This window comes from Oscillospiraceae bacterium (assembly GCA_015067255.1).
GTDB lineage: Bacteria > Bacillota > Clostridia > Oscillospirales > SIG519 > SIG519.
Genome location: SVMS01000016.1, coordinates 33,945 through 45,655, shown reverse-complemented (window position 1 = coordinate 45,655; position 11,711 = coordinate 33,945). Strand labels below are relative to the sequence as shown.

11 protein-coding genes are annotated in these 11,711 nt (G+C 36.2%); 10 read left to right on the top strand and 1 reads right to left on the bottom strand.

Translation table 11 applies throughout. The features are described 5' to 3' along the window. The 3 genes from gatA to E7480_05185 form a co-directional block, all read left to right on the top strand. The coding region (gene gatA, locus E7480_05195) for an Asp-tRNA(Asn)/Glu-tRNA(Gln) amidotransferase subunit GatA (protein MBE6903984.1) at positions 1-1,031 on the top strand (1,031 nt) is incomplete at its 5' end. Between the two features lie 32 nt (positions 1,032-1,063). Beyond that, positions 1,064-2,497, top strand: a complete 1,434-nt coding sequence (gene gatB, locus E7480_05190) for an Asp-tRNA(Asn)/Glu-tRNA(Gln) amidotransferase subunit GatB (GenBank protein ID MBE6903983.1) — start codon at positions 1,064-1,066, stop codon at positions 2,495-2,497. A 235-nt stretch (positions 2,498-2,732) separates the two neighbouring features. After that, on the top strand, positions 2,733-4,004 hold the full coding sequence (locus E7480_05185) for an adenylosuccinate synthase (protein ID MBE6903982.1): 1,272 nt from the start codon (positions 2,733-2,735) through the stop codon (positions 4,002-4,004). Positions 4,005-4,067: 63 nt separating this feature from the next. On the opposite strand, the gene E7480_05180 is transcribed toward E7480_05185, so the two are convergent. Then, positions 4,068-4,658, bottom strand: coding sequence for a peptidylprolyl isomerase (locus tag E7480_05180; GenBank protein ID MBE6903981.1), 591 nt, complete (start codon positions 4,656-4,658; stop codon positions 4,068-4,070). A gap of 152 nt (positions 4,659-4,810) precedes the next feature. On the opposite strand from E7480_05180, the gene pyrB reads away from it, so the two are divergent. The 7 genes from pyrB to E7480_05145 are packed head-to-tail and all read left to right on the top strand — an operon-like array spanning position 4,811 to position 11,682. Continuing rightward, positions 4,811-5,890, top strand: a complete 1,080-nt coding sequence (gene pyrB / locus E7480_05175) for an aspartate carbamoyltransferase (GenBank protein MBE6903980.1) — start codon at positions 4,811-4,813, stop codon at positions 5,888-5,890. Between the two features lie 48 nt (positions 5,891-5,938). Then, positions 5,939-6,250 carry a hypothetical protein gene (locus tag E7480_05170; GenBank protein MBE6903979.1) on the top strand — a complete coding sequence of 104 codons (312 nt, stop codon included), beginning with the start codon at positions 5,939-5,941 and terminating at the stop codon, positions 6,248-6,250. Then, the gene (locus tag E7480_05165; protein MBE6903978.1) at positions 6,247-7,113 is read left to right on the top strand and encodes a MurR/RpiR family transcriptional regulator; all 867 of its coding nucleotides are present in this window, start codon (positions 6,247-6,249) and stop codon (positions 7,111-7,113) included. Before E7480_05170 ends, E7480_05165 begins: the two co-directional genes overlap by 4 nt. After that, complete coding sequence (locus E7480_05160; GenBank protein MBE6903977.1) at positions 7,106-8,320, top strand: NAD(P)/FAD-dependent oxidoreductase; 1,215 nt, start codon at positions 7,106-7,108, stop codon at positions 8,318-8,320. Before E7480_05165 ends, E7480_05160 begins: the two co-directional genes overlap by 8 nt. A 6-nt stretch (positions 8,321-8,326) precedes the next feature. Then, the gene (locus E7480_05155; GenBank protein ID MBE6903976.1) at positions 8,327-9,025 is read left to right on the top strand and encodes a (d)CMP kinase; all 699 of its coding nucleotides are present in this window, start codon (positions 8,327-8,329) and stop codon (positions 9,023-9,025) included. A gap of 45 nt (positions 9,026-9,070) precedes the next feature. Beyond that, positions 9,071-9,661, top strand: a complete 591-nt coding sequence (locus E7480_05150; GenBank protein MBE6903975.1) for a 1-acyl-sn-glycerol-3-phosphate acyltransferase — start codon at positions 9,071-9,073, stop codon at positions 9,659-9,661. A 20-nt stretch (positions 9,662-9,681) separates the two neighbouring features. Next, a complete protein-coding gene (locus tag E7480_05145) occupies positions 9,682-11,682 on the top strand; it encodes a bifunctional 4-hydroxy-3-methylbut-2-enyl diphosphate reductase/30S ribosomal protein S1 (protein MBE6903974.1) in 2,001 nt (666 codons plus the stop codon). Positions 11,683-11,711 lie beyond the last annotated feature (29 nt).

The window sequence follows — 11,711 nt, the reverse complement described above, 5'->3', positions numbered from 1 at the left end:
ACGACCTTGAAAGAGTTCCCGGAGGTTCTTCGGGTGGTTCTGCAGCTTCCGTTGCAGCCTTTGAAAATATCTTTTCCTTAGGCTCTGATACAGGCGGTTCAATCCGTCAGCCTGCTTCCTATTGCGGTGTAGCAGGTCTTAAGCCTACCTATGGAGCAGTTTCCCGTTACGGTCTTGTAGCCTTTGCAAGCTCTCTTGACCAGATAGGACCTCTTACACGTTCTATTGAGGATATGGCTATTGTTGCAAATACCTTATATGGACATGACAGCTATGACTCTACAAGTCTTAATTATAAATTTGAAGATTTTACAAAAGACCTTGACGGTAATGTAAAGGGCGTAAAGATAGGACTTCCTAAAGAGTATTTTTCAGAGGGTATAGATAAAGATGTAAAAGAGCAAATACTTAATGCGGCAAAAACATATGAAAAAATGGGCGCTGAGTTGGTAGAGATTTCTCTTTCACTTTCAGATTTTGCATTGCCCACTTATTATATTTTATCCTCTGCCGAAGCATCTTCAAACCTTGCTCGCTTTGATGGTGTTAAATACGGTTACAGAACTGAGAATTTTACTAATTTGAATGAGCTTTATGTAAAGACAAGAAGCGAAGGTTTTGGAGACGAGGTTAAGCGCAGAATACTGTTGGGCACATATGTTTTAAGCTCGGGTTATTATGATGCTTATTATAAAAAGGCGCTACAGGCAAGAAAAATGATAAAGAATAACTTTGAAGAAGCTTTCAAAAAGGTTGATGTAATTCTTACCCCTGCAACACCTGAAACAGCCTTTAAAATGGGCGAGAAAACAGATGACCCGTTAAAAATGTATATGAGCGATATCTGTACCGTTGCAATAAATATTGCGGGAATTCCTGCATTGGTTACTCCCTGCGGAAAAGACAGTAAGGGATTGCCTATAGGTATGCAGCTGATAGGCAAGGAAAGACAAGACGGTTTCTTAATGAAGGTTGCAGATGCTTACGATAAAAATACCGGAATGTTAAAAGCAATGGCTGCAAAGCTATAATAAGCTTTGCAAATTGAAAGGAAAGATAAAGTATGAGTAGCTATGAAACAATAATCGGACTTGAGATACACAGTGAGTTAAAAACTAAAACGAAAATTTATTGCTCCTGCAAAAACGAGTTTGGTAATGAAGTAAATTCTCAGTGCTGTCCGATTTGTACAGGAATGCCCGGTACTCTTCCGGTGCTAAATAAAACAGTTGTAGACTATGCTATGAAAATGGGATTAGCAGTAAATTGCACAATAAACAGAAAGAGTAAGCAAGACAGAAAAAATTATTTTTATCCCGATTTACCTAAAGCTTACCAGGTATCTCAATTCGATGTACCTCTTTGCGAAAAAGGTAGTGTGGAGTTCTATTCAAACGGTGAGAAAAAAACTGTGGGTATTACTCGAATACATATCGAGGAGGATGCGGGAAAGCTTCTTCACGATGATAGATTCGGTGGCTCTCTTGTAGACCTTAACCGTTGCGGAGTACCCCTTATAGAAATCGTTACCGAGCCTGATATCAGAAGTGCGGCAGAGGCTAAGGATTTTCTTGAAACAATAAAATCTATTCTTCAATACATTGATGTTTCAGACTGTAAAATGCAGGAAGGCTCTATACGTTGCGATATAAACGTTTCTGTAAGAAAGCCCGGAGAACCTTTCGGTACAAGAGTTGAAATGAAAAACGTAAACTCTTTTTCAGCTGCATACAGAGCAATAGAATATGAAGCAGCACGTCAGATTGAAGTGCTTGAAAACGGCGGAGTGATAAGCCAGGAAACAAGACGTTGGGATGATGCGAAGGGCGAAAATATAATTTTGAGAACTAAGGAAGATGCTCATGATTACAGATATTTCCCTGAGCCTGACCTTTGTCCGATAATAATAGATGATGAGTGGTATAATTCCATAGCTTGTCAAATTCCTGAGCTTCCCAATGAAAAAATGGACAGATATATTTCTCAAATGGGACTCTCCGAATATGAGGCTAATCTTCTTTCACAAAATAAAGACAGAGCAGAATATTTTGAAGCTTGCGTAAAAGCAGGTGCATCTGCAAAAGCATCTGCAAACTGGATTTTGACAGATTTGGGCAAGTATATGAACGAAACAAACAGCGATTTCACACAGGTTAAGGTTACTCCTCAAATGTTATCTGAGCTTATTGTTTTGTTCGAAACTAAGGTTATTTCATCAACAGCTGCTAAGACAGTTTTGGAAAAGATGCTTGCAGACGGAGGCTCTCCTAAAGCACTTGTAGAAGAAATGGGACTTGTTCAAAACAGCAACGAGGACGAAATAAGAGTCCTTGCTCAAAAAATTCTTGATGCAAATCCTAAAGTAGTAGATGACTATAAAAACGGTAAAACAAACGTAATAGGCTTCCTTGTAGGACAGGCAATGCGAGAATCAAAAGGAAAGGCAAATCCTCAAATTTTAAATAAGCTTATTGCTGAAATGATAGGCAATATGTAATTTTTCAAATAACGCTTTTTTGAAATTTATTCCAAAAAGCGTTATTTTTTCTCTTTGTAATACTTGAAATTGTTATATTATTAAAAAAACAGCCTTAATCTTTAAAGTTTTTGCACAGTTTAGGACTTGTATACTATTATAAATATGATATAATATTGTAGGTTTGTTTGTAATATGAAATATTATGTCAAAAAGAGTCTTTACAAATAAAATGAAAAAATCGGAGGTCAAATCCATGTCTGTAAAAGTTGTTGTCGGTTCGCAGTGGGGCGACGAAGGAAAAGGAAAAATAATTGATATTTTAGCAAGCCGTGCCGATGTTGTTATTCGTTCGCAGGGCGGAAACAATGCGGGACATACTGTTGAAGCGAATGGTAAGGTGTATAAGCTTCACCTTATCCCCTCAGGTATTCTTTATCCCGAAACTCTTTGCTTAATCGGAAGCGGAGTGGTAATTGACCCTAAGGTTATTCTTCAGGAGATTGACGGTCTTAAAGCTAATGGATATTCTTGTGAAAACTTGAGAATCGACCCCAGAGCTCACGTTATAATGCCTTATCATATTGAGCTTGACGGTCTTTATGAAGCATCAAGAGGAGCATCTGATATAGGCACAACAAAAAGAGGTATCGGCCCTTGCTATATGGATAAAGCAGAGCGTACCGGTATAAGAATGTGCGACCTTATTGATGAGAAGGTTTTCAAAGTAAAAGCTAAGGAAATGTTTGAAATCAAAAATAAGCTTATTACCGGATTTTTAGGTGCAGAGCCTATAGATTATGCTGATTTAATAGATGAGTACGCAGAGTATGGAAAAAGACTTAAGAAGTATATAGCTGACTGCTCTGTTATTACCTATGAAGCAAATAAGCAGGGCAAAAATATTCTTTTTGAAGGTGCACAGGGAACATTGCTTGATCTTGATATGGGTACTTATCCCTATGTTACATCTTCACATCCTTTAAGCGCAGGTGCTTGTATTGGTACAGGCGTAGGACCTACAATGATTGAAGAGGTTATAGGTGTTGCTAAGGCATATACTACAAGAGTAGGTAAGGGTCCTTTCCCCACAGAGCTTGAGGATGAGACAGGCGACCTTATCAGAAACAGAGGAAATGAATTTGGTACTACAACAGGTAGACCTCGCCGTTGCGGTTGGTTTGATGCTGTTATTATGCGCCACGCAGTAAGAACAAACGGTCTTACTTCTATTGCGCTTAATAAAATGGATACTCTTTCCGGAATACATCCCTTAAAGGTTTGTGTTGCTTATAAATGCGGAGAAAAGATTTATAATAATTTTCCCACAAATCTTGAAGAATTAGCTAAATGTACTCCTCAATTTGTTGAGCTTGAGGGCTTTGACGGTGACCTTTCTGCTTGCAAGAGCTTTGATGAGCTTCCTCAGAAGGCAAAGGATTATATTAAGAAAATCGAAGAGCTTGTTGAATGTAAGGTTTCAATGGTAGGCGTTGGTCCCGCAAGAGATCAGAACCTCGAAAGATAAAAATAAAATCACCATAGACTCAATTTTGAGCTTATGGTGATTTTTTGCGCATTGAAATAAATATCAGTCAATAAGTCTGATAGACTCTATAACAGGCTGATTAACGGGCAAAACTGCTCCGTTAGCACCTTGAATAGAAGTTTTGTTGCAAATTTCATCAACAATTTCCATTCCGCTTGTAACATAGCCGAAAGCAGCATAATCTCCGTCAAGATGCTCGGCATGCTTGTTTTGAACTATAAAGAACTGAGATGAAGCACTGTTTGGATCATTAGTTCTTGCCATAGATAAAGCACCTCTTGTATGCTTAAGAGGATTTTTAACTCCGTTTGACTCAAATTCACCCTTTATGGTTTTAACTGATTTAGTTTCAGAGGCGCCGCCTTGCATCATAAAATCATACATTATGCGGTGGAATGTAAGTCCGTCATAAAAATTTTCTTTAACAAGAGTTACGAAATTAGTTACAGTAATCGGAGCGCTGTCAGCATCAAGCTCTGCGCGAATTACACCGTAATCCTTAATAGTAATTTCAATATTATATTTTCCCGACAAAAGCTCTTTTGGAGTTTCAGGCTCGGAAGCCTTTGTACAGGAGCATACAAGAATTGAAATAAGGCAAATAAAAGTAATAACAGATATAAGCTTTTTCATTTTCTTTTTTCCTTTCTTTGTTTGTATATATTTTAATGTCAATTCTTTTATATGTCAAGAAAAATAATATTGAATAATGCAAGAATAATACTTGCAAAAAGCATAAAAAAATGGTACAATAATTAGAAACAAATTTATAATAAAAAGGTGAGATAAAGTTGGGAATAAAACATATAATTGATTTTAACGATATGCCTCTTGAAATGTGGTATGATATTTATGAAACAGCAGATGATATTTTAAAAAATCCCGAAAAATATGCAAATAAATGTGCAGGAAAAATTCTTGCTACTTTGTTTTATGAGCCGAGTACAAGAACTATGCTTTCTTTCCAGACTGCTATGCTTCGTTTGGGAGGAAGCGTAATAGGCTTTGATAATCCCGGAAATTCATCGGTTTCAAAGGGAGAAAACCTTAAAGATACAATTCGTATTATCAGCAATTATGCAGATATTGCTGTTATGAGAAATCCCAATGAGGGAGCAGCTTATGCAGCATCTCTTTATTCTCAGATTCCTGTTATCAATGCAGGTGACGGCGGCCATTTGCATCCCACTCAGACAATGACCGACCTTTTTACAATTACCAAAGAGAAGGGACGCCTTGAAAATTTAAGCTTCGGTCTTTGCGGAGACCTTATGAACGGCCGTACTGTTCATTCACTTTTAAAGGCTATGTCTCTTTTTAAAAACAATAAATTTTATTTAATCTCAACCTTCCAACTAAGAACACCTAAATATATAACAGATATTTTAAAAGCATCAGGAAACGAATTTTATGAGGTTAACACTCTTGATGAGTGCATAGATAAGCTTGATATTTTATATATGACACGTATTCAGAAAGAGCGTTTTGCTTCCGAAGAGCTTTACAACCGTCAAAAAGGCGTATATGTTTTAGATAGTGAAAAAATGAAAAAAGCAAAGCCTGACCTTGCAATTCTTCATCCGTTGCCCAAAATAGATGAAATTACAGATGAAGTGGATTATGATAAACGAGCTTTATATTTTACTCAGGCTCGTTACGGTATGTATGTCAGAATGGCATTGATTTTAAAAATGCTGGAAAACGGAAGATATGCACCCGACTTGGTAAAAGGCGATAAATCTCTTAAGTGTCCTAATCCCAGATGTATAACAACAAGCGAGCCTTACTTACCCGGAATTTTCTACGATGTTAACGGAACAAGAAAAACAAAGGCTTGCAAATATTGTGATTACAGAGCAGAATAATTTTTATTAGGAGGAAGGGTAAGTCCCTTTTGTGATAAAATGATTACAATGAAGAAAAACGAGCTTGAACAGTATTTTTCAATGGTTGATGGCGATAAAATACTGGGAAAGTGCAAATATGATATTTTGACAAAAAGTATTGTAGGCTTTGAAATTGAAGACGAAACTATTTCTGATTTTGTGAAGTTCAATTTACTTAAGGCTGTTTTAAATTATTTTGACCTTCACGGTGTCAAAAAGGTTTTTTATAACGGTACTGAAGAAATAGATATTTGTCAGAAAAACGGCTTTAAAAATACTGATGAAGGCTTTTGTGTTGATTTGAATGGATACTTTGAAAAAGGATGCGCTAATAAATGAGTGAGAATTTATTTAAGGTAATAGAGTCTAAAATGTCCGATTTTTCAAAAGGACAAAGACTTATAGCAAAATATATTCTTGAAAATTATGACAAAGCCGCATATATGACAGCATCAAAGCTTGGAACAACGGTTGGCATAAGCGAATCAACAGTTGTTCGTTTTGCGATGGAAATAGGCTTTGCAGGATATCCGGAATTTTTAAAAGAGCTTCAAAGCACAATTAAAAATAAACTGACTGCAGTACAGCGTATCGAGGTTGCAAAAAGCAGAATTGATGAAAATGACGTTTTGTCGGGCGTTTTAAATTCGGATATTGAAAAAATCAGGCTTACTCTTGAAAATATTGATAAGGAAACTTTTTCAACTGCTGTAAAATCAATAATTTCAGCAAAAAGAATATATATCATTGGTGTCAGAAGCTCTGCGCCTCTTGCAGCTTTTATTGATTTTTACTTTAATTTGATTTTTGAAAATGTTAAGCTTGTAAATACTGCAAGTGCAAGCGAAATGTTTGAACAAATGCTGAGAGTATCCAAAGATGATGTTGTAATAGGTATAAGCTTTCCAAGGTACTCGAAGCGTACAGTGAAAGCTATGCAGTTTGCTAACGATAACGGAGCAAATGTAATTGCAATAACCGATACAGAAAATTCTCCAATGTGTCAGTATGCGAATACTGTTCTTGCCGCAAGAAGTGATATGGTTTCCTTTGTTGATTCTCTTGTTGCTCCTCTAAGTCTTATAAATTCGTTAATAGTAGCAATATCAATGGCTAAAAAAGAAGATGTTTCATTATCCTTTGAAAAGCTTGAAAACGTATGGGACGAATACGATGTTTATGAGAAGTTGAACAATGAATAAGATATGTATAATCGGAGCAGGACCTGCGGGACTTATGGCAGCAGGAACGGCAGCTCAAAATAAAGAAAATCAAATTACAATTTTTGAGAAGAATGACAGAATAGGAAAGAAACTGCTTATAACAGGTAAAGGCAGATGCAACGTTACAAACAATTGCGACGTTGAAACAGCCCTTGAAAACGTAGTGTCTAATAAACGTTTTTTATATAGCGCCTTTAATAGCTTTACACCGTCTGATACAATGAACTTTTTTACAAAGCTTGGTGTTGAGCTGAAAACCGAAAGGGGAAACAGAGTTTTTCCTCAGTCTGACCGTTCTAATGATATTCTTTCAGCTTTAAAAAAATATATAAATAAAAGCAATATTAAAGTTGTTAATACTCCTGTAAAATCTATTTCAGAAAGTGAAAACGGATTTTTGGTAAACGGCAAGGAGCATTTTGATAAAGTGCTTATTGCAACAGGTGGACTTTCCTATCCGCTTACAGGTTCAACAGGGGATGGATACCGTCTTGCAAAGAGCTTGGGACATACTGTTACTCCGTTGGGGGCATCTCTTGTACCTTTAGTTTGCGAAAACTCTTTTTGTGCACAACTTTCGGGACTATCTCTTAAAAACGTTACAGTAAGCCTGTTTGAAAGGGGTAAAGCAAAAGAGCTTTACAACGAATTGGGAGAAATGCTGTTCACTCATTTCGGTATTTCAGGGCCTCTTGTTCTATCTGCAAGCTCTCATATGAAGCAAAGCTTAAAATATACAATAAAAATTGATTTAAAGCCCGGACTTAGCTATGAAAAGCTTGAAAATCGAATTTTGAGAGACTTTGAGCAGAATAAAAATAAAGAGCTTCAGAACGCTTTAAGAGCATTGTTGCCCTCCTCTCTCATTCCTGTACTGATAAAAGAAGCAGGACTTGACAGCACAGTTAAAATAAACTCTTTTACAAAAGAGATGAGAAAAAAGCTTATAGAGTGTATAAAAGGCTTTAAAGTAGATATTAAAGGTTTTCGTCCCGTTGAAGAAGCTATAATTACAACAGGCGGAATAAACGTAAAAGAGATTGATCCTAAAACTATGCAATCAAAGCTTGTAGAAGGACTGTATTTTGCAGGTGAGATTATAGATGTTGATGCCTATACGGGTGGATTTAATCTGCAAATTGCTTTTTCTACAGGGTATCTTGCAGGCAAAGCTATGGAATTTTAATATTAAATGGCGGTGAATAATTTGAAAACAATAAATATTGCAATTGACGGTCCTGCAGGTGCAGGAAAAAGCTCTATTGCAAAAGCTTTAGCTAAAAAAATGTCATACGTTTATATTGATACAGGTGCATTATACCGTTCAATAGGAATTTATGCTCTTAGAAATAATGTGGATACAAAGGATTCACAAAAGGTAATTGAGCTTTTAGAGCAAATAGATTTAAAACTTGCTTATGAAAATGGAACACAGCGTGTAATACTTAACGGAGAAGATGTTTCCGAAGAGATAAGAACACCTCCAGCTTCTATGGCGGCTTCGGATGTTTCGGCTATTCCTGAGGTAAGAGAATTTCTTTTGTTTTTACAGCGTGATATTGCCGCAAAGAATAACTGTCTTATGGACGGAAGAGATATAGGTACGGTAATTCTTCCCAATGCACAGGTTAAAATATTTTTAACTGCATCTGTTGAAGAGCGTGCAAAACGTAGATATAAAGAACTTACCGAAAAAGGCTTTGAGGTTAATTTTGAAGAGCTTAAAGAAGAGATTGCTCAAAGGGATTACAATGATTCTCATAGAAAGACAGCTCCTTTAAAAGCAGCTGACGATGCTATACTTTTTGACAGTACACAGTACGATTTACAGCAGTGTATAGATATGCTTTATGAGATTATAATGAATACAGTTTGTCGAAACAGTAATTAAATAAACTGCTTCGATAAACAACAATCATTATTAGGGGGAAAACAGTTGAAATCGTATAAATGGATAAAGCTTTTTTTAGGATGGCTTATAGGGCTTATTTTCAGAGTTAACAGACATAATGAACAGCTTCAAAAAGTAGAAGGTTCAATGATAATATGTGCTAATCACAGCTCCTTGCTTGACCCTATAGTGCTTGCTATTGCAACAGACCGTACAATAAACTATATGGCAAAAGCAGAACTGTTTAAAAATAAGATTGCAAATTGGTTTTTAAGATGCTTAGGAGCTTTCCCCGTAGTAAGAGGTAAGGCGGATTTAACTTCCGTAAAAACATCTCTTAAAATACTTAAAAATGACGGCGTTTTAGGAATTTTCCCTCAAGGAAAGCGTGTGGAAGAAGGGGAGAGCGCTGATGCGAAAATGGGACTTGCTATGCTCGCTTATAAAACAAAGGCAACAGTTCTTCCTGTAAAAATAATTTATAAAACAAAGCCGGGCTTTTTAAGAAGAACAGATATTATTTACGGAAAGCCTTTAAGCTTTGAAGAATTAGGCTTTAAGGATGGAAGTAAGGAAGAGTTTGCACAAGTAAGCAATAAAATTCTTGAAATCATAAATTCTCTTTCTTTGAGTTAAGAAAGGTATGTTAATTTAATATGAAAATTACAGTTGCCAAATCTGCAGGTTTTTGCTTTGGAGTAAGCAGAGCAATTGATATTCTTTGGGATTGTGTTGAAAAAGAAAATCAGGATATTTATACACTCGGACCGATAATTCATAATCCGCAAATGATAGCTTCTCTTGAAAAAAATAATGTATTTGCAGTAAAAGATTTTTCCAATATTGATAAAGATAAGCTTATTGTTATCAGAACGCACGGAATAGAAAAAGATATTCTTAATCAATTACAGGAAAAAAGCTTCAGATATATAGATGCAACTTGTCCTTTTGTAAAAAAGATTCATAAAATAGTTAAAGAACAACAGGAACAAAACAAAAAAATTCTTATAGCAGGTGATCCTGAGCATCCCGAGGTAAAGGGAATAGTAAGCTATGCAAAAGATGTTTTTGTGTTTAAAAACTTAGAAGAACTAAAAAAAGAGATAGAAAATAATGCAGAAATTGTAGAAAAAGACTCGATTTTGGTCGCTCAAACGACATTTTCTAAAAAAGAATGGAAAAAAATTAACGAATATTTAAGAAAACTATATACAAACGTAAAAATTTTTGATACAATATGTGTTGCAACCGATGAACGTCAGAATGAAGCTCAAAAGCTCGCTAAAGAAAATGACGCTATGATTGTTATAGGAGGCAAGGAAAGTTCAAATACAACTAAGCTGTTTGAAATTTGTTCTTATTATTGTCCCAATAGCTTTCATATAGAAACTGCTAAGGAGCTTCCTGATGGGTTGGAAAAATATAAAAGGATTGGTATAACAGCAGGTGCTTCAACACCTGATGATATAATCAAGGAGGTTTTACAAACAATGTCAGAAAAGTACACAATGGACGAAGCTACCGAAATATCTTTCGAGGAGGCGCTGGAGGAGTCATTAAGACCCATAAGCAATGGTGATATTGTAACAGGTATCATTACTGCAGTTGCTCCCAACGAAATCACGGTAGACCTAGGCGCAAAACAGGCAGGCTACATTGCCGCCGCAGAATTTTCAGCAGATCCGTCAGTAAAATTAGAGGATTCTGTTAAGGTGGGTGATGAAATAGAAGTTCAAGTTGTTCGCTTAAATGACGTTGATGGAACCGTTATGCTTTCTCGTAAACGTATTGAGTCTGCAAAAGCTTTTGAAACTGTTGCTGCAGCTGTTGAGTCAAAAGAAACAATTGATGCTGTTGTAACCGAAAATGTTAATGCAGGTGTTATAGCAAGTCATAAGGGCGTAAATATTTTTGTACCCGCTTCTCAAACAGGAATTGCAAGAGACGGAGATTTGTCAGTTCTTCTTAATCAAAAAGTAAAATTGAAGGTTATCGACGTTCAAAGCAGAGGCAGAAGAAAGAAGATAATCGGCTCAATCAAAGCAGCAACAAGAGATATCCGCAAGGAAAATGAGCAAAAGCTCTTTGCAGATATTGAAGTTGGAAAGAAATATACAGGTACTGTTAAATCCTTTACATCCTTCGGTGCCTTTGTAGATATCGGCGGGGTAGACGGTCTTGTTCACATTTCCGAGCTTTCCTGGCTTAGAATTAAGCACCCCTCTGAAGTTCTTGAAATAGGACAGAATATAGAGGTATACATCAAAGAATTTGACGCAGAAAAGAAGCGTATTTCTTTAGGCTACAAAAACGAAGCAGAAAACCCCGTTACATTGTTCCTTGCTAAATATAATGTCGGTGATGTTATTGATGTTAAGGTTGTAAGAATAGTTCCTTTCGGAGCATTTGCAGAAATTATCCCCGGTATAGACGGACTTATTCATATTTCTCAAATTGCTAACGAAAGAGTAAATAAGGTTGAAGACTTCCTCAAGGTAGGTCAAAACGTAACTGTAAAAATTACAGATATTGCTGAAAATGCAAAGAAAGTTTCTCTTTCAATAAGAGAACTTCTTGAGCCTGTTGCTCCTGTTGAAACAGAAGTTGAAGAAACAGTTGAAGCAGAAACAACAGAAGAAGCTACAGCAGAAGAATAAACATAACGTATAAATAAAACAGGGCACGG

Bases quoted from the DNA above. Each gene is read 5' to 3' on its own strand.
- E7480_05145 (MBE6903974.1), top strand. From the start codon at position 9,682: ATGAAAATTACAGTTGCCAAATCTGCAGGTTTTTGCTTTGGAGTAAGC.
- E7480_05165 (MBE6903978.1), top strand. From the start codon at position 6,247: ATGAGTGAGAATTTATTTAAGGTAATAGAGTCTAAAATGTCCGATTTT.
- E7480_05160 (MBE6903977.1), top strand. From the start codon at position 7,106: ATGAATAAGATATGTATAATCGGAGCAGGACCTGCGGGACTTATGGCA.
- gatB (MBE6903983.1), top strand. From the start codon at position 1,064: ATGAGTAGCTATGAAACAATAATCGGACTTGAGATACACAGTGAGTTA.
- E7480_05185 (MBE6903982.1), top strand. From the start codon at position 2,733: ATGTCTGTAAAAGTTGTTGTCGGTTCGCAGTGGGGCGACGAAGGAAAA.
- E7480_05180 (MBE6903981.1), bottom strand. From the start codon at position 4,658: ATGAAAAAGCTTATATCTGTTATTACTTTTATTTGCCTTATTTCAATT.
- E7480_05155 (MBE6903976.1), top strand. From the start codon at position 8,327: ATGGCGGTGAATAATTTGAAAACAATAAATATTGCAATTGACGGTCCT.
- E7480_05170 (MBE6903979.1), top strand. From the start codon at position 5,939: ATGAAGAAAAACGAGCTTGAACAGTATTTTTCAATGGTTGATGGCGAT.